General features: G+C 64.1%; 14 protein-coding genes. 8 read left to right on the top strand and 6 right to left on the bottom strand.

Going from position 1 to position 18,701, the window contains the following annotated elements; all coding sequences use genetic code 11:
* Nucleotides 1-18 precede the first annotated feature (18 nt).
* The gene (locus tag G7044_RS02625) at nt 19-792 is read left to right on the top strand and encodes an SDR family NAD(P)-dependent oxidoreductase (protein WP_166325523.1); all 774 of its coding nucleotides are present in this window, start codon (nt 19-21) and stop codon (nt 790-792) included.
* Here the strand turns inward: G7044_RS02625 and G7044_RS02620 are convergent.
* On the bottom strand, nt 765-3,518 hold the full coding sequence (locus tag G7044_RS02620) for an AMP-binding protein (protein WP_166325520.1): 2,754 nt from the start codon (nt 3,516-3,518) through the stop codon (nt 765-767). The genes G7044_RS02625 and G7044_RS02620 overlap by 28 nt on opposite strands.
* 180 nt (nt 3,519-3,698) lie before the next feature.
* Entirely contained in the window at nt 3,699-4,892 is a 1,194-nt protein-coding gene (locus G7044_RS02615) for an MFS transporter (protein WP_166325517.1), read from the bottom strand.
* A gap of 132 nt (nt 4,893-5,024) precedes the next feature.
* Between G7044_RS02615 and G7044_RS02610 the strand changes: the two genes are divergently transcribed.
* Together G7044_RS02610 and G7044_RS02605 are read left to right on the top strand one after the other, a co-directional pair.
* Nucleotides 5,025-5,987, top strand: coding sequence for a GlxA family transcriptional regulator (locus G7044_RS02610; RefSeq protein ID WP_166325514.1), 963 nt, complete (start codon nt 5,025-5,027; stop codon nt 5,985-5,987).
* A gap of 125 nt (nt 5,988-6,112) precedes the next feature.
* Nucleotides 6,113-7,003, top strand: a complete 891-nt coding sequence (locus G7044_RS02605; protein WP_235931110.1) for an MBL fold metallo-hydrolase — start codon at nt 6,113-6,115, stop codon at nt 7,001-7,003.
* 327 nt (nt 7,004-7,330) lie between these two features.
* Here the strand turns inward: G7044_RS02605 and G7044_RS02600 are convergent, their stop codons facing one another.
* Nucleotides 7,331-9,361, bottom strand: a complete 2,031-nt coding sequence (locus G7044_RS02600) for a TonB-dependent receptor domain-containing protein (protein WP_166325511.1) — start codon at nt 9,359-9,361, stop codon at nt 7,331-7,333.
* Between the two features lie 141 nt (nt 9,362-9,502).
* On the opposite strand from G7044_RS02600, the gene G7044_RS02595 reads away from it, so the two are divergent.
* From G7044_RS02595 to G7044_RS02580, 4 genes are read left to right on the top strand one after another with little or no spacing between them, the layout of a single operon-like run.
* Nucleotides 9,503-10,537 carry a hemin-degrading factor gene (locus G7044_RS02595; RefSeq protein ID WP_166325508.1) on the top strand — a complete coding sequence of 345 codons (1,035 nt, stop codon included), beginning with the start codon at nt 9,503-9,505 and terminating at the stop codon, nt 10,535-10,537.
* Nucleotides 10,537-11,439: a heme/hemin ABC transporter substrate-binding protein gene (locus G7044_RS02590; protein WP_166325505.1), complete on the top strand. Its 903-nt coding sequence runs from the start codon at nt 10,537-10,539 to the stop codon at nt 11,437-11,439. Before G7044_RS02595 ends, G7044_RS02590 begins: the two co-directional genes overlap by 1 nt.
* The gene (locus G7044_RS02585; RefSeq protein ID WP_166325502.1) at nt 11,439-12,512 is read left to right on the top strand and encodes a FecCD family ABC transporter permease; all 1,074 of its coding nucleotides are present in this window, start codon (nt 11,439-11,441) and stop codon (nt 12,510-12,512) included. The genes G7044_RS02590 and G7044_RS02585 overlap by 1 nt, the downstream gene beginning before the upstream one ends.
* A complete protein-coding gene (locus G7044_RS02580; protein ID WP_166325498.1) occupies nt 12,509-13,297 on the top strand; it encodes a heme ABC transporter ATP-binding protein in 789 nt (262 codons plus the stop codon). The genes G7044_RS02585 and G7044_RS02580 overlap by 4 nt, the downstream gene beginning before the upstream one ends.
* A gap of 28 nt (nt 13,298-13,325) precedes the next feature.
* On the opposite strand, the gene G7044_RS02575 is transcribed toward G7044_RS02580, so the two are convergent.
* The 3 genes from G7044_RS02575 to G7044_RS02565 are packed head-to-tail and all read right to left on the bottom strand — an operon-like array spanning nt 13,326 to nt 18,189.
* Nucleotides 13,326-15,425 carry a S8/S53 family peptidase gene (locus G7044_RS02575; RefSeq protein WP_166325495.1) on the bottom strand — a complete coding sequence of 700 codons (2,100 nt, stop codon included), beginning with the start codon at nt 15,423-15,425 and terminating at the stop codon, nt 13,326-13,328.
* A gap of 10 nt (nt 15,426-15,435) precedes the next feature.
* Complete coding sequence (locus tag G7044_RS02570; protein ID WP_166325492.1) at nt 15,436-16,533, bottom strand: phosphatase PAP2 family protein; 1,098 nt, start codon at nt 16,531-16,533, stop codon at nt 15,436-15,438.
* A gap of 21 nt (nt 16,534-16,554) precedes the next feature.
* Nucleotides 16,555-18,189 carry a hypothetical protein gene (locus G7044_RS02565; protein WP_166325489.1) on the bottom strand — a complete coding sequence of 545 codons (1,635 nt, stop codon included), beginning with the start codon at nt 18,187-18,189 and terminating at the stop codon, nt 16,555-16,557.
* A 138-nt stretch (nt 18,190-18,327) separates the two neighbouring features.
* On the opposite strand from G7044_RS02565, the gene G7044_RS02560 reads away from it, so the two are divergent.
* On the top strand, nt 18,328-18,558 hold the full coding sequence (locus tag G7044_RS02560; protein ID WP_166325486.1) for a hypothetical protein: 231 nt from the start codon (nt 18,328-18,330) through the stop codon (nt 18,556-18,558).
* The last annotated feature ends 143 nt before the right edge of the window (nt 18,559-18,701 follow it).

Raw genomic sequence — 18,701 nt, 5'->3', positions numbered from 1 at the left:
AAACAGAGGACAGGTGGAATGATGCAGACGGCGAACCGGGTCGCGATAGTTACGGGCGGGTTAAGCGGGATCGGGCGCGCGGTCGCAGCGCGGCTGGCGCGTGATGGGGCGACGGTGGCCATCGGCGCACGGCGCGGCGCGGTGCCCGAGTTGACGCGCAACATCACCGCAGAATTCGGGGATCGCATCAGCGTTGACCAGTTGGACGTGCGCCAGACCGAAAGTTGCCATGCCTTTGTCGCAGGGGTCATCAAGGCCCATGGCCGGGTGGATATTCTGGTGAATGCGGCGGGCGTCTATGAAGAAGCGGCCATTGCGGGCCACGCTGATCAGATCTGGAATGATACCATCGACACCAACCTGACCGGCTCTTTCAAGATGATCCGCGAGGTCATGCCCGGCATGATGGCGCAGAAATGGGGGCGGATCGTCAATATCGCCTCGGTCGCCGCGCATCACGGCATGGCGCTGAACGGGGCCTATTGTGCGTCAAAGGCGGGGCTGTTGGGTCTGGGGCGTTGCGTCGCACTGGAAGGCGCGGCCGCAGGCGTCACCTGCAACAGCGTCAGCCCGACCTGGGTCGAGACCGAGATGCTGAAGACCTTTATCGACGCCGAGGTCGCTGCGGGCGCGCCGCTGGCCGAGGTGCGCGCCAAATACGAATCCTCGAATCCGCAGGGCAAGCTGGTCCAGCCCGAGGAGGTCGCCGGGCTGGTCGCCTATCTGGTCAGCGATGCCGCGCGTGCGGTCACCATGACCGATCATCAGATCAACGCCGGCTCTCTTTGGTAAAGCCTGCGCGCGATCAGCGCAGGCGCGTTGCACAGCGCGGCGAAACACGCCGGCAAAGCGGCGGCGGCGGCGGCGGTGTCAAACTGCGCATCCGCCGCCAGAATCAGCGGATCGGCGGCAATAAGTCGTCGCACCGCATCTGTCAGGGGTGCCCGCACCAGCCAGTCGGCGGGTGGAATACTTTGCAGCCCGTGACCATCGGGGGCGATACGGTCGTCGGCGACCAGATTGTACCACGAAACCCCGCGCGCCTTGGGCAAGCCAACCAGAAACGCCGCCGCCGCGCGTACATCCGTCATCGGGAAGGTCAGCCCATGCGGAATGCTTGCGATGTCGCGACAGGCCGCCAGCACGATTTCGCAGATATCGCGCGGGTTCGGCGCGTCCAGATCATACATCGAGGGCAGCCGCACCAATGCCGCCGGCACACCCGAGGCCGCAATTTCGGCCTCGGCCGCGATCTTGGCCGCGCCGTAACCCGAACAGCCGGGAAACAGCTGTGCAGGCGCTTCCGGGAACGGCCCGCCGGTTTCGGGAAACACCGCGGTCGAGGATGAAAAGCGCAGGTCCGCCCCCGCGTCGTGGCAGAATTGCAGAACGTTCCGTATCCCGGCGCGCGACCATTCCTCCATCTGCGCGCGATCAACGGCCAGATTGACCGTCGCGGCGCAATGGATGACCTGATGCACCTGCTGCGCAAGCTGGGCATGGGTCGCGGGATCGCAGCCAAAATGCGGATCGTCGATCTGACCCGCGATGACGACCACCCGTTCCCTTTCCGCAGCCGACAGCATGCCGTCCAGTCGCCGATGAGGATCACGATTTCCGGGCCGGATCAGGCAGTAAACGACCTGATCAGATGGCAGGTGATCCAATGCCGCGCGCAAGACATGCCCGCCCAGAAACCCTGTCGCGCCGGTCAGCAGGATGCCGGGGCGGTCGATGCGGACCGCATTTGCGGTACCTTGCTGGGTCAGCAGCTGATGCAGCCGCGCCAGAGGCAGGTTCAGCGCCCAGTCGAAATCGACGCGGCGCTCATATGCTTTTTCCAGCGCCAGCACCAGATCGACACACATCAGGGAATCGCCGCCCGAATTGTGGAATGACTGCGCCGGGTCCAGTGCAGCCGCATCGCAGCGCATGATCCGCGCGACCTCTGCCAGCACTGGCGGCACACCATCGACCGCAGGCCCGGCGGCATGGGCGGCAATTTCGGGCAAGGCCTTGTAGTCGCATTTCCCGGACACCCCATGGATCGGGATCTCATCGAGATGCACCAGATATGAAGGGATGCAATAGCTCGGCAGCAGCTGGCGCAAAGCATGGATCAGCGGCTCGGGCAAGCGCGTTCCCGAAATCTGCCAGCGTTCGGCGTTCCGCGCCATCTGATCCGCATCCGCGGTGTAATAAAGCACCAGCGCCTGATCGCCGCCGCCCATATCGCGCACCCAAGGGATTGCCTGCCCGAACTCCATCAGCCCGGCCATGGTCTGCGTCAGCTCCGCCGTCTGGATGCTGTGGCCGCGCAGCTTCAGCATATGGGCAACCCGGCCCAGCACGGTGATCTGGCCGTCATCATCGACGATGCCCTGATCGCCGGTATCGTAAAGCCGTACCGCCTTGCCCTCGATGACCAGTTCGCGAAAGCGGCGGGCCGTTTCCTCGGGGCGGTCCACATAGCCCGGCCCAAGCATGCGCGGGCCTTCGAAATGCAACAGGCCGGCAGTGCCGGGCGGACAGGGCTGATCGTCATGATCCAGCACCACCGCGCGCAAATGCGGCATCGCCTTGCCGACGGTGATGCCCGGTTGCCCGTCCGACTGCCCCGTTACAAGGGACATGCAGATGTCATGGGTTTCGCAGATGCTGTAAAGGTTCCACAAGGTGACCTGTGGCAGCTTGGCCTGCACCTGCGCGATCAGGCGGTCGTGAACCACCTCTCCGTTCAGGATGATCCGGCGCAGGGGCAGCAAGGCCCCTGTGGCGGCTTCGACCGGGCCGAGGATTTTTTCCAGAAAGGACGGAGTAAACAGCATCTCGTGGATCTCGTGATCCGACAGAAACGCCACGAACCCCTGCGGCGATAAAAGCTCCTCTGCGCGCGGAAAGCAGATTTCGGCACCAAAGCGCAGCGGGCGGAGCATTTCCCATATGGCAAAGATATAGACGCCAACCTTCATGCCTGGGGCATAGGGGGCGTATTCCTCGCGCCAGTGATAAGACAGCAGGGCCGCATCATGCGTGACCGGAATACATTTGGGACGCCCCGTCGTGCCGGATGTGGCGACCAGATAGATGGAATCGGTGGGCTGAACCTGCGCGGCCTTGATCTCTGCCGGTGCGCTTTCCAGAAATGCTGACGCATCCACCACCCGGCAATCGGGCGGAAGCTGGCCGGGCTTTGGCGGCTGCGAGGCCAGGATCAGTGAAATACCCAGCTCGGCCAGGATATTGGCCAGCACAGCCTTGGGAATTGCGGGATCCAGATGGACGAATGGCCGTCCGTCAACCACGCAGGCAGTGACGGCCGCGCCGAAAAGAACGCCGGGCACACCGTAAACCCCCACCGCCCGATGCCCCGCAAGGGTCGGTCTTGCGGCAGCAATAAAGCCCCCCAGCTCGGCATAGGTCAGGCTTCGCTGCCGATCACGCAACGCCGTCAGCCCGGCAAAGCGGCTCAGCGCATCGGCAATTTCATCGGCAATCGAGTGGTAGGGTCGGGACATCGGCGCGCCACAGTTAATAGAATGCGCGTTGGTCGCCAGAAACTGCCCTCAGGTCAAGTAACGTTGGGGTATGAAATCGGGATCGCGTAACGCCATGGCGGGCGATCAATCTGTTCGCCCGGTCGATATCGCGAAATCTGCAACAGTCCGAATGTTGCCAAAGCCTGAACAGGGCCACCCTCAGACGCGGACCCGTTGGGGCGCGGGTGCCTGCTGAAACAGCGCCAGCGCGGCCAATGCGATCACCAGCGGCGGAAAGGTCAGCCAGCAGACGACGTACCAGCCATAAGTCGTCAGAACGCCCCCCGACAGGAAAGAGCCGATCATGACCGTGCCAAACACGATGAAGTCATTGGCCGACTGCGCGCGCGCCCGTTCTTCCGGGCGATGCGTGTCGAGGATCATTGACGACGATCCTGCAAAACCGAAGTTCCAGCCGATCCCCAACACGATGAGGCACAGAAGAAAGTGCATATGCGTCTCGCCCGCCAGACCGATGATTGCGGCAAGACCGGTAATGACCAGCCCGCTTGCCGTGATCCAGCGCGCACCGAAACGGGAAATCAGCCAACCGACAACGAAGCTGGGCGCGAACATGGCAACAACATGCCATTGCACGGCGGTGTTGGCATGATGCTGCGCCAGCCCGTGCATCCTCATGGCAAGCGGGGCCGACGTCATCAGGAAATTCATCAGCAAATAGATGATCGCGCCCGTCGTGACGGCGACGAGGAAAAGCGGCTGGCCCATGATTTGCGTGATGGTGCGACCTTGGCCGCGCTCGGTTGAGGCAGCGCCTTTTCCACCAACGCCCAGAAGCATCACCCCTGCCGCGAGTGCCGTTGCGCTGGCAGCCAAATAGGATCCGGCAAACTGGTGAGCGGGAACGGCATTCATGGTTGCAGTGGCAAGTTCCCCGCCCAGCAGGCCAGAGGCGACGCCCCCGGCAAGCACGGTGGCAAGCGCGCGGGGTTTTGCGTTCGCGGGAACGCATTCCGCGGCCACGAAGCGAAAGGTCATGCCGATGGCCGCAAAGGCCCCGGCCAGCAAGGTCGCCATGCAGAACAGCGCGAAAGACTGCACCATGATCGCATAGGCGCCAAGCAGGCCGCTGAGAATCCCAAGCATGGCACCGACCATGAAGGCAGCCCGGCGGCCAAAGCGCTCGGCCAGCACGCCGGCGGGCAATGTGCTGCCTGCCATTCCCGCCATCATCACCGAAACCGGAAGGGTCGCCAGCGCGGGTTGGGGCGCCAGCTTTGCCCCAAGAACGGCGCCGGTGGCAAAGATCGTTGTCGAATGCGCGCCAACCAGGGCTTGTGCGACTGTCAGCCGCCAGATCACTGTGCGGCCATCGCCAAATATGCTCATCATCTTGTCTTTCACTGCAATCGGCCGGTGCGCACATGCGTCAACGAACGCCGCCAAACTCTGTCCTGGCCTAGATATTTCTCTGCCATCACCCTAAAAAGTGGCGCGGACGACATATTGCGGGGTGATATTGCCATGTCTGATGATGCGTTGCGGGAGATCGGTTTGCTGATCTATCCGGGGGTCCAGATGGCGGCAGTTCTGGGGATGACCGACCTGTTCGAAACGGCCAATTTCGTCAGCGGCGCGGGAGCAGCGCGATCCATCAGGATCAGCCATTGGCAGTTGGCCGCAGACGAGGATCAACCGACGCGCATTTTTGACACCGTGCCATCAGCGGCGAACAAGCCTGCGGTGGTGATCGTGCCGCCAGCCTTGGGCACGCCGATCTCGCCCAAGGTCGCACAGCGCTATGTTCCCTGGCTGAAGCATCATCATGCAGCGGGCGCGGCGCTGGGTTCGATCTGCACCGGATCATTCGTTCTGGGCGAGACCGGGCTGCTCGACAATCGGCGCATTACGACGCACTGGACCTTCGACGAACAGATGCGGGCGCGGTTTCCGAAGGTCTCGCTCGATCTCGACCAGCTCACGGTCGATGATGGCGACATCATCACCGGCGGCGGCGCGATGTCGTGGATTGATGTCAGCCTGCGCCTTGTGGACCGGCTTCTTGGCACAGCGATCATGATTAAGACGGCCAAAGCGCTTTTGGTGGACCCTCCCCACCGAGAGCAGCGCTATTACAGCACCTTTGCGCCGCGCCTGAACCATGGCGATGCGGCAATCTTGAAGGTTCAGCATTGGCTGCAAAAGACTGGCGCCAAGGAAGCCGACTTAAAACGACTGGCCGAGGTCGCAGGGCTGGAGGGCCGAACCTTTCTGCGGCGCTTCAAAAAGGCCACGGGGCTTACGACGACCGAGTATTTCCAGCGCATCCGTGTCAGCCGGGCGCAGGATCTGTTGCAGACCGGCACCCAGTCGCTCGACCAGATCGCCTGGCAGGTGGGCTATGGTGACCCCGGCGCTTTTCGCAAAGTGTTCACGCGCATCATCGGGTTGTCTCCGGGAGACTATCGAAAGCGCTTTCGCGTCTAAGGCAAGACCGTCATGGCGATATCGACCCGCAATTTGTCGGTTGCGCCACCTGTCTGGGCCGCCGCGGTCCCTTAAGTCATGTGACGCTTCTGCATGAGAAGCTTGCAAATGAAAGCATGACCCAGATGGATAATGAAAAACGCACAAGCCTGTCGCGGCGACAGCTTCTGGCGACCAGCGGCGGCGCAATCGTGGCCGCTTCCGTAATGACCACCTCCTCCCTGATGGCGAATACGATGACGAAAAAACCGGCAAAGATCACCCAGGTCCGCAATGCCACGCTTGTGGTTGAATATGCCGGGACGAAATTCCTGATCGACCCGCTTTTTGCTGACCAAGGGGCGATCCCGGGATTTGCCGGCTCTGCAAGCAGCCAGTTTGCAAACCCGCTCGTGCCGCTTCCGCTTTCGGTGGAGCAGCTTGTGGCGGTGGATGCGGTGATTGTCACGCATTTGCATATCGATCACTGGGACGACGCGGCCAAGGCCGCGCTGCCAAAGGACAAACCGCTTTTCGCGCAGAACCAGGAAGACGCGGACAAGATTCGCGCTGACGGCTTTACCGATGTCCGCGTGCTGACCGAAGAAACCGCGTTCAACGGCATTCGCCTGTCCAAGACCGGCGGTCAGCACGGAACCGACGAAACGCTGGCCGATATTCCGCTGGGCGATGTCTGCGGCGTCGTCTTCAGCCACCCGGAATATTCGACCCTTTACATCGCGGGCGACACGATCTGGAACGACCACGTTCAAACCGCAATCGACCGGCACCATCCCGACGCCATCGTCCTGAACATCGGCCATGCGGTATTCATGGGCTATGATCCGATCATCATGGGCGTGGACGATGCCATTGCCGTCCATCGCGCTGCGCCGAATGCCATGCTGATCGCAAGCCATATGGAGGCGATCAATCACTGCATCCTCAGCCGGCAGACCTTGCGCGACCAAGCCAAGGCGAACGGATTCGAGAATAACCTTCTGGTGCCCGCCGATGGTGAAACCGTCAGCGTCTGATGGCAGAAAATGGTGGGCCGCTTTCTAACGGCGGCTCATCATCCCTGACCTGCCGGGATGTTTGCGCCGCAAGCCGGGCGCGCGCCAATGGCAGCAAACAGCGTTGGCGGAGAACGCCGTATCATCCCCGTCACAAGCCGACCCGGCTTCAGACCTCGCCCCCCCTTCCCCAAAGCTGAACGTGCGGGGGCGAGCCAACTATTTCAGATACTCGCCCGACCATGGCGAAGTTTCCTGCCGGCCATATGCAGATGCCCCCGCGTTCGGCAGGGGCATCCGGCGGTCTCATGCAGCCGTTTTCAGGATTCGGGGCGATGCCTCACCGCCCTAGAAACGCCGGGACAGCGAGATCTTGAAATTCCGCCCCGGCGCCGGACCGGTCAGATAGGTGGCGGGCGTATAGTCGCGATTGGCGACGTTATCGACGCCCATATTGACCGAAACGCCCTGCAACGCGCCCTGCTGCGGCGTCCAGATCGCATAGATATCATGCACGCCGTAGCCGCCACGGTGGCTGTCATCGGGCTTTTCACGACCCTTGGCCAGAATGCTGCGCGCGCCCAGTTTCCAGCTGTCGCTGGCCTGCCAGCTGGCCGAAAGCACGACGCGGTCATTGGGCAGCGTATCCAGCACCTCGCCGTCCTGATCCTCGCCGTCGACAACCGAGACCGCCGCGCCGAATTGCCAACCGCCGGTCAGATAGCTGGCCTCCAGCTCGCCGCCGCGCAGATAGGCGCGGTCGATATTGACATAGGACGGCTCTGGCGCGGGCATGTTGGTGCGCATGATCATGTCGTCGATATGGTTGCGGAACAGGGTCAGCTTCATCGCTGCCTCGTCGCCGGCCATGAAGATATCATCGCTGCGATAGCTCAGGCCGACCTCGATATTCTTGCCCTTCTCGTCCTTCAAATCGGGCGAAGCCGCGCCGCCACCGAATCCGTCATACAGTTCGTCCACGGTCGGCATCCGCTTGACGAAGGCGATCGAGCCGAAGACCGACCAGTCGTCGTTCAGCCGATACATCACCCCGACCTGTGGTTCGACCGATTCCGCGTCGACCCGTTCGTCACTGACGGTCACGCTGTCCTTGGGTTCGGTCCGCTGCTTCTGATAGCGCAGACCGCTGTTGACGGTCAGCCGGTTCCATTCCAGTTCCGACCAGGCAAAGACCGCAGCCGAGCGGGTATAGCCTTCGGGGTGTGACGAAGAGGTCGTGGTGCTGGTCCGGTCCTGCCTGAAGGTCTCTGCCCCGACAGTCAGGAAATGGCTGTATCCCGCGCCTGACAGATCGGCGGTGTTCTGCCCCCGCAACCGCCACAGCGCATATTCGCGCCGACCCAGCAGGCTGCCCATGATCGGTTCGTCGGCATTGTCGCCCTGTTTCACATCCTTGATGGTGTTCGTGTAGGACAGCGTCACCTTGGCATCGATGTAGCGGTTATCGGCCGGGTTCCAACCCCATTCCAACCGCGCGACCTGATCGCGGGTGGTGATGTCGCCGACGCCCCAGCCCGGGAAGAACGGCCCGAAGGCACCGATCTGCGCGCCTTCCAACTGGTTGAAGTCCTGGTCTTCGCCCTTGGCCTCCAGGTGCTGATAGGACAGCTCGACATAATGTTCGCCGAAGGTCTTGCGCGCCTTCAGCAACAGGTTCGGCGTGTCGGAATTCGACCGTACGATGGTATCGCCGTCGCTATCCTCGCTTTCGCCGAGGCTGCGATAAGCGAAGGCAGCCAGCAGTTCCAGATCCTCAACCGGACGCCAGCCCCATGCGATGCTGCCCAGTGCCGTATCCGGGTTCGAGGCATAGCCCAGCTTGACCCTCCCGCCGCTGGTTTCGCCTTCCGGGATCAGGTCTGCGGCGTCGATCGTCTCCATCGAGATGATGCCCCCCAGCGCCCCCGATCCATACAGCGTCGAGGCCCCCGGCCCGCGCAGCACCTCGACCCGCTTCAGGAAATCCGGCTCGACGAACAGCGATCCCTGACGATAGCTTTCGTAATATTTTTCTTCACCATCAATCATCTGGATGATGCCGGCTTCCGAGGCGGCACTGCCCGACGATCCGAAACCACGGATATTGAAGCCCTGCCCGAAGAAGCTGGACGAACCGACGCCGGCCACACCGGGCACGGTTGCCAGCACGTCGCCGATGCTGCCGGGGGCCAGTTCCTCCAAGCCTTCCGCGTCCACGACGCTGACCGATTGCGGCACCGACGAGGCAACCTTTTCCACCCCCGCGCTCAGGAAAATCGGGTCCAGCACATAAGTGTCGGCCGCGTCCTGCGCTGCGGCCGCACTGGCGAGAATTGTGGTTCCCAGAAGGATTGGGTAGGTGGCGGACTTCCTGAGCATTGATGGTTCCTGCGTTGGCGCGGTTGATTAGGGGCGCCGGCGCAGGTGCTGGCATCTTGCACCCTTTACGAATCCTGATAGAAAACGTCAAGAATAATGCGGATCTCCACCCGGCGATTCCAACAGTGACTGAGGCACCCTATGAATGACCTGACCCCGGCCAGACTGCGCGCGTTGAAACGTGACGCGACGATCCGGCCCTATGATCTTGCAGCACAGCTTGGCCTGCCCGAGGCGGCCTTGGTCGAGGCCGATCTGGGGTATGGCGCCGTACGTATCGACCCGACGCTCGGGCGGCTGATCCCGGCGGTCGCAACGCTGGGCGAGGTGATGGCGCTGACCCGCAACCGGTCCTGCGTGATCGAGAAGGTCGGCACCTATACCGATTTCCACGATGGCGAACATGCGGCGATGACGCTGGGCGCGGATATCGACATGCGCATGTTCCCGCGCCATTGGGCCCATGCCTATGCTTTGGAAACCGAGGTCAAGGACGGGCTGCGCCGGTCGATCCAGGTGTTCGATGCGGCGGGTGACGCCGTCCACAAGGTGTTTCTGCGCGAAACGTCGGACCTGGCGGCGTGGCAGGCGCTGCGCAGCGATCTGGCGCTGCCCGATCAGCAGGGGCTTTCGGCCTTCCAGCCGCGCGCCGAACCGGAAGGCGCGAAACTCGCCGAGGACCGGGCCGAGACCCTGCGCGAGGAATGGGTCAGGATGACCGACACCCACCAGTTCAACGCGCTGGTGCGGCGTCTGAAGATGAACCGGCTGGGCGCTTACCGCCTGGCCGGCGCGCCGCTGGCCCGTCCGCTGGCGGTCTCGGCCGTGCAGGTCATGCTGGAGCGTATTCTGGCCGAGGGCCACAAGGTCATGCTGTTTGTCGGCAATATGGGCTGCATCGAGATCCATTCCGGCACCATCCACAGCCTGAAGCCGATGGGGCCATGGCAAAACGTGCTGGACCCGCGCTTCAACCTGCATCTGCGTGCCGATCACATCGCCGAGGTGTGGCGGGTCGACAAGCCGACCAAGCGCGGCCCGGCCCTGTCGGTCGAGGCGTTCGACGCCGAGGGCAATCTGATCTTCCAATGCTTCGGTATGCGCCCGGACAAGGGCGGCAATGCCGAAAGCTGGGCCGCGCTGCTGGACGATCTTTCCCTGCTGGAGGGCGTGTGATGCAAACTGCCAGCAAGCGCCTTCCCCTCGATCTGCGCCCGGCGTTTCTGCTGCCGGCGGTTGCCGCGCTGACCGCGCTGCTTGTCGCCGGTCCCGCCCGCCCGGATCCGCATCCCGACGCCCGGCGCATCGTCGCCATTGGCGGCTCGGTCACCGAAATCGTCTATGCGCTTGGCCAGCAGGAACGGCTGATCGCGCGCGACACCACCTCCAGCTATCCGGCCGAGGCGATGGAGCTGCCGGATGTGGGCTATATGCGGGCGCTCTCGCCCGAGGGCGTGCTGTCGGTCGGGCCAGACCTGATCCTGGCGCAGGAAGGCGCCGGCCCGCCCGAGGTCATAGCCCTGCTGCGCGATGCCGGCATCCCCTTTGAAACCATCGGCAGCGGCACCGATGGCGAAGCGCTGATTGCCAAGATTCAGGCCGTGGCCGACACGCTTGGCGTGCCCGAGACAGCAGAAGCCCCGGTTGCTGCCCTTCAGGCCGATCTGGAGCGGCTGGCGGATGAACCTGAAGAGGCCGCGCGCAAGCGCGTCCTGTTCGTGTTGACCCTGCAGGGCGGCCGGGTCATGGCCGGGGGCGAGGGAACCGAGGCCGACGCGATCATCCGCATGGCCGGGGCCGAAAACGCCATTCAGGGCATCAACGGCTACAAGCCTCTGACGGACGAGGCGATCACCGCGGCAGCGCCCGACGTGATCCTGACCATGGAACGCGGCGGCGGCAGCGAAAGCCTGAATGTCGCGAATGAGGAACTGCTGTCCCTGCCTGCGCTGGCGACGGCACCCGCCGCCCGGAACGGCGCGGTAATCCGCATGGACGGGTTGTATCTGCTGGGGTTCGGGCCGCGCACCGGCAAAGCGGCGCTGGAACTGCATGACGCCATTTACGGGGACGGCTGATGGTGGCGCTGGAGTACCGGCCCGGCGAAAGGCTGGCGGGGGACCGCCGCCATCTGGGGCGCGGTCTGGCGCTTTGGCTGATCCTGCTGCTGGCCGTTATGTCGCTGATCTCACTGGGCAGCGGAGCCTCGGGCGTATCGGCGCCGGCGGTGCTGATGAACTGGTTTTCGGGACAGGAGATCGCCGCGACCGACCGGGTGGTCATGTTCGACATCCGCCTACCCCGCCTGCTGACCGGTATTCTGGTCGGTGCGGCGCTGGCGGTTTCGGGCGCGATCATGCAGGGGCTGTTTCGCAACCCGCTGGCCGATCCGGGGCTGTTGGGCGTCAGCGCGGGTGCCTCGCTGGGTGCGATTTCGGCCATCGTGCTGGGCGGCTGGCTGCCGGTCGCGATGCTGGCGGTCGTCGGCTGGTATCTGGTGCCGCTGGCGGCATTTTCGGGCAGTTGGATCGCGATGCTGGTGCTGTATGGCATCGCCACACGGCGGGGGCGTACCTCGGTCGTGACCATGCTGCTGGCAGGGATTGCCATGGCGGCGATGATTTCGGCCCTGTCGGGGCTGATCATCTATGCCGCGGATGACACCCAGCTGCGCGATCTGACCTTCTGGGGCATGGGCTCGCTGGCCGGGTCCAGCTGGACCAAGCTGGCAGCCGCCGGGCCGGTCATGCTGCTGGCCCTGATCGCGGCACCCGGCCTTGCCCATGGTCTGAACGGGTTGGCATTGGGCGAGGCCGCCGCCGCCCATGTCGGCATCCGCGTCCAGCGGGTCAAGACCGGCGCGGTTCTGGTCACCGCCGCCGCCACCGGTGCAGCGGTGGCGATTTCCGGCGGCATCGGCTTTGTCGGCATCATCGTTCCGCATCTGCTGCGCATGGTGGCGGGACCGGATCATCGCTGGCTGCTGGTGAATTCCGCGCTGCTGAGCGCCTCGATGCTGCTGATCGCCGACATGATCAGCCGCAGCATCGTCGCCCCGGCCGAACTGCCCATCGGCATCATCACCGCGGTCATCGGCGGCCCCTTCTTCATGTGGGTGCTGCTGTCCAATCGCAGCGTGGTCGACAGATGAGCCTGATTGCCGATCAAGTGACCGTCCGCCTGGGCCGGGTCGAGGTGCTGCACGCGGTCCAGATGGCCGCGCAGCCGGGACAATTCACCGCCATCATCGGCCCCAACGGCTCGGGCAAGACGACGCTTCTGCGGGCGCTGACGGGCGAGCTGTCGCCCGCCGCCGGGCGCGTCACCCTGAACGGGGCCGATATCGCCACGCTGCCACCGCCGGAACTGGCCACCCGCCGCGCGGTGCTGGCGCAGCAGACGGTGCTGAGCTTTCCCTTCACCGCGACCGAAATCGTCCGCATCGGTCTGACCGCGCATCCCGGCCCCGAAGCCGCGCGCGACGGGCTGATCCGCGACGCGCTGGCGGCGGTCGATCTGCCCGGCCATGCCGGGCGGCTGTATCAGGAAATGTCGGGGGGTGAGCAGCAGCGCGTCCAGCTGGCTCGCGCGCTGGCGCAGGTCTGGCGGCCGCGGGCGGCGGATGGCCCGCGCTGGCTGCTGTTGGACGAACCGGTCAGCAGCCTCGACATCGCGCATCAGCTGACGGTCATGCGGCTGGCGGCGGATTACGCGCGTCGGGGCGGCGGGGTGATCGCGGTCATGCATGACCTGAACCTGACCGCGATGTTCGCCCATCGCGTGCTGCTGATGCAGGGCGGCCGGGTGCTGGGCGAAGGAACCCCCGCCGAGGTCATGACCGACGCGCTGCTGTCTCGGGCCTATGGCTGCCAGCTGACCGTCAGCCAGACCCCGGCCGAGGGCATCTGGCTGCTGCCCCAGCTTGCCCGAGCCTGACGGCGCAACCCACAACGGTCGCGCCGGGTTACCAGCGAACCCAACCCGCACCCAGCCGCGCCGCACGCTTCGCGGTGCGGCTGTCCATCTCCTCGGGGTCAGATGGCATTTGCAGCGGGTCGAGGCCCTCGGTCAGCGCCCGCCCTTTTGCGACATTATCGGCCATCCAACGGGTCGCGCAGGCCGCCGCGGCACTGGTGCCCTGCAACCGCACGCCTGACCCGCTGAGGATACCGATGGATGGCAGGCCCGGCCGGAACTGCCCCTGATCGGCGGGCGCGGCAAAGGCTGGCCCAACGCCCCAAGGCTGCAAGCGATCAGCCACTTGCCGAAGCCCCCCCGCCCCGCTGTATCGGCTGGGCAGCCGGGTGCTCAGGTCATAGCCGGCAACGCGGGTAACTGCGGCGGATGAGGATATGCCGTTGAATGTCCCAAAGCCCCGCACCATGCCCAGCCGACCGCGACCGCCCTGCCCGTCCTCTGTTTGCTCAGCGCCGCCATTGGCATCGGGTTCAAGCGCGACAAGATGGCTTTGCCGCCCGCCGCTGCGCAGCACGCCGGGATCGTCATCGCGTTGCAGCCAGACATGAACCGCCTCGGCCTGGCGCAGACCGGGCAGCTTCAGCCCAAGCCGCCATTCGCCCGCCGGCGCGCGCCGCATCGCGCCTTGCGCGTATCCCGTCGGGATCAGCGCCAGCAGAACCCGCCATCTCTCGTTGAAATGCTTGTCCGCCGACAGCTGCCCGATGACGTCGCCGCCCATTCTGACATCGGCAAAGCGGCGAGGATCGCCGCCGCCGCTTTCGCCAGCATCCCGGCGCAGCGTGATCGTGGCGGCCTCGTCCAACGCACATCCCAATGGCGGCTGAACGGTAATGCGGCTTCCGCGCGGATCAAACCCCTTTGGAAACCAGATCTCCAGATAGCTTGAGGTCATGTCGTCGGGGGACAGCCACCAGCCAAGGCTCTGCCGGTCATTGTCCAGATCGGCGCGGGTGATCTGGGCATGCATACGCTTTTCGAAATTGTTGCCCATCGGCATGTTCAGCGCCGTCGCGGGCTGAATGGCCTTGCGCCGGGTCAGCAATTGCTGAAAGGCGCGTTCCATCGTGGCACCGCCATCATGGCGGTTCGCGCTCCACCCATAGCTGAAATTGACGATCAGCGGCAGCTCTGCCGGGCCGTCGGGATACTGCGCCGCAATCTGCCGGGCGCGGTTCAGAATGTAATGCAGCGCGCTGAGCATATACGTTTCCTTGCCGAAGCCCGAGGTGTCCCAGGCAACGGTATTGGGCAGCTGTACGGCGATGATCTGGATATCGTCGCCGCTGACCGGCCCGGAAACGCGCGGATCGTTGCCTGCGCAAATCCCCGCGATATGCGCGCCATGGCTGGCCCGGCCGCGCAGGTGCAGCCCCAGATCCGGCAGGCCTGCGTCGATACCGCCCGCTTCGCGATAAAGCTGCGTTTCATCAGGATACTGCGCCCTGAGACTGTCGATCTCGGCATTGGTGAATTCACGACCGAAGGGAACGGCGGCCCTTCGGTTCGGCGCGGCGGCCGATTGCAGCCAGCAATGGCTGATGCGGCTGCGCCCGGCGCCATCAAGGAAGGCGCGATGGGCAAAGGGAATGCCGTCGTCGATGATGCCGACGATCACCTTTGGCGGCGTCGCGGGCGCAACCCAGCCCTCCGGCGGGTGATGCAGATCGTAATCGGCAACCCAGCTTTGATCCGCAACGGGATAGCTGACCCGATAACGCGGCCGCATTCCCTCGGTCGTTGCGGAAGGCCCCGACAGGGTCAGCTCAATCCCCGGCGCGGGGCCTTCGCCGTCGACTTCGGGCAGCGTTGCGCCATTGCGATGAACCGCGAAAGGCACAGCCGCCAACGCCTCGTCCTGCGGATTCCACAGTGGCGGCAGCCGCAGGGCGTTCGGAGGTGCCGCGCCCATGCGCGCAGGCACCAACGCGCCCTCGGTCAGGGCCCCATAATAGCGGTCCGGCCCGTCGGAAATGGCGGGGAATGCGAAGGGGCGGCCAAGTGCAGCGGAAAATATCCAGCGCTCGTAAGGGCCGGTGTAATGCGGCAGGCGTCTGGCGCGCGCCTCGGGGGGGGGCATATCCATGGCCCGGCCCTCAGCTTGCCGGGGCCTGACGCTCGGCCAGGGCCTTGGACCATAGCCAGCCGAAACCCGTGCCCGGATCGGCGGTTTGTCCATCCGGCGCATAGGTCAGGCCGCGCGCCGCTGCGCGCGCCTCGTCGCTGAAATCGACATGGAAGAAATCGTGATCCGCCGCGACATAAGTGGCCGCCCGGATCGGCTGCGGCTGGCCGCAGCGGTTCAGCACCGCCTTGCCGACCGCGGTGCCAAGCGCCGCCCCGCACCAGCTGTCGATGGGGTAATGAACGCCCGCAACGGTACGGTTCACCGCCACCCGTTCCGCCAGACCAAAGATCAGCGCCCGCCGCGCCTGCAGATCGGCCAGCGTGCCCCAGCTTTGCACCAGATGATCCAGCACTGTCGCCACGGCATAGGCCTCTGTCGCATGGGCCGAGGGGAAGGCCGGATGCCCGGGCGTGGGCAGCATCGGCATGACCCGGCCGTCGATCTGGTCGGGCCGCCGGACCGCAAGCGCGGCCTTGGCCACCATCGCCACATGCGCGGCCATGACCTGCGTGGCGGTAATCAGTTCGAATGTATGCTTGTGCTGGCCCGCGTGCAGGCCCAGCAGCATCGAGAAATAGGGCGTCGGAAAACCAAGCTGCGACACGATCTCGGTCCCGCGTTCGTCGCGCAGCGCGGCATAGTCGCGTACGCGGCTGCACTGATCCTGCAAGACCTGCGGCGCGGGGCGATGCAGCGTGGCCATCGGCACCCCATCAAAGGAAAGGCTGACATGGCCCGGATCGGTTGCGTCAATCTGCCACTGAAGCCCGTGCATGAATTCCGACACGTAAAGCGAGCCGCGCACCCAGACCGCCCAGCCGGCCATATTGGCGGGGTCGTTCATGTTCAGCTCGCTACTGTCGGGTGGCAATCCCGTTCCGGCCAATTGGCCAAGCGCCTCTGACGTTGTCAGCAGGCCCATCGTGGTGGCGGGATCATAGGAACCGGTATCGCCGGCACCCAGAAATCCGCCAAGCCCGGTAAAATTGCCAAAGCCCCCAAACCCGCCGAATCCGCCAAATCCCCCGAACCCGCCGAAGCCACCAAACCCACCAGATGCAGACATGGCCTCCTCCTTTCCTGTTGACTAGGTAACACCGGCAGCCTTCAGCGCCTCGACCAGCCTCAGACCGGTTTCAGAGGCTGCCGCCGGATGGTCGCGCTGGTAATTCTCCAGCCGGAATGCCGGGAAACGCCGCATCAGGTCGGTCGCTGCCTGCCGGCTGCCGTCAACGTCTCCGGTAAAGTACAGCGCCGCAGTTCTGATGCGCAGCGTCGACATGTGGCGCTCATTGGTCATCAGCGACCTGTCGGCCAGTTCCAGCGCGCCTGCATAATCGCCCGCCGCGAAATGCGCCGAGGCCGACAGGCTGTCATAGTAATAGCCGAACGGGTCGATCGGAGACAGCCGCCGCGCCATGTCCGTCGCCCGGATCGCCGCGCTGCCGTCGTCCTGAAACGCCATCAGCGTCCCCCGAAGCAGCCAGGACAGGCTTTCATTCGGATTGATCTCCAGCGCCGCGTTATAGCGCGCCTCGCCCCGGCTGAGGTCACGCAGAAGATTGACATGCACAAAGCCGTTGATCGTCAGCCCAAAGCTGGAATTCGGATCCAGATCCAACGCGCGCCGGGTGCTGTTCAGCGCAAGCTGCGTATCGCGCGCGACATCGGTCGTGTAGTTCTTGAAGACGTTCAGAACATGCCATTTACCCAGCCATGCATGGGTCTCTGGCATCTGCGGCATCCGCGACACCGCCTCGGTCAGCACCTCGTGAGAGCGCAGGAAATCGCGCATCGGCGAACGGTGCATCAGCGATACCCCGGCCAGAAGCAGTTGATGATCGGCAATGTCGCCAACGCGCCGCGTGCCGGCATGGGCAACGGCCGCATCGGCGATGCTGCGCCCGGCCGAGACGATGACATTCACCAGCCGCTCGGGCAATTCGTCCACGAAGCTGTCGGCCGGGCTGGCAAGGTGGCGGTTCCACAGGATTGCCCCGCTGCGGGTATCGACAAAATCGAAATCCATCACCAGGTCGCCCTTGAATTGGCGCAGGGTGCCCGTGATCATGTAATCCACATCCAGCGTCTCGCGGACATCGGCGATGTCGATCATCCGCCGCGCCATTGCCCGCGCCGAAAGATGCGAGATGACGGTGTAAAGCGACGACCGCGACAATGACCGGCAGATCTCCTCGGCCACCCAGTCGCCCAGGACCGGCAGCATCGGGTCACCGCCCAGAACCGTCATCGGAAGCGCGGTGATCCGGGGGCGTGGCAGCATCTGCCCGACCGCGCCCTGACCGGGTGCCGATATTCTGGCGGGATTGGCCGCCTGAGCCTGCCGCCACGCCTTGAAGCCCGGCGTATGGACGTTCAGGTCGTCCAGGAACGGGCCGCTGCGCATGTCGCCATTGATGCGGATGAGTTCCAGCGCGATCTCCACCTCGGTATTGGTGGCATGAAAGATGCGGTCAAAATCCTCGCCCAGCAGCTTGCGCAGGTCCGACAGCGCCCGGCGCAGATTCTGGTGCCCGCTGTCATATCCCGCATCACCCCAGAGAGTATTCTGAAGGAAACTGCGCGATCGACGCCCAAGCGGCGCGGTGGCAAGCAGAACGATCAAAGCGCGATGCTTGGCACCGCGGATTTCGATGTCTTCTGCACCCGTCAGTTTGACGGCGCAGGTCCCGAACAGCGATATTTCCAGTAGAGTACGCATGAACGACCGCTCTGAAACGATAACAAACCCTACGTCAGGCATTTCGTTACGAAAAGCTGCTCACAGCTTATTCACACCCCAACTCGGACCGATTTGCAGAAAACTACTCTTGTCGCTCAAGAAAGAAGGACCACGAGGATGTGTGGCCCACAGCCAAAGCTGGAGATCCGTTCCATAAACGAATTTTATGAACGCTGGCCAAGCCTGCGCAAGTTTCCCATGGAGCTTACGCAAAAAGATACGCTGACGCCAAATCAGCGCATCGTTCTTGACTGGATGATGCTTGTCATCGACCGTGTCGGACCGGCAGACCTTCCCGAAACGACGGTCGACCTTCCGCGCACGGGATCGAAAGACCGTAACGGCTGACCCTTTACCCTTTCATCCGCGCGGCGCGAGACAGGTTTTCGTCTGAGGGGTGTTCTGGTGTGTCGAGATGACCCCAGGCGAAGGCTGCGGTCCCCATTGACCCGGTCAATCAGTCTCTGAAATTCGCGCGACGGCTCTCTGCC

This window comes from Paracoccus xiamenensis (genome assembly GCF_011308835.1).
GTDB lineage: Bacteria > Pseudomonadota > Alphaproteobacteria > Rhodobacterales > Rhodobacteraceae > Paracoccus > Paracoccus xiamenensis.
Note: the sequence above shows the minus strand (reverse complement) of the source record. Positions and strands in the feature narration are given on the sequence as shown.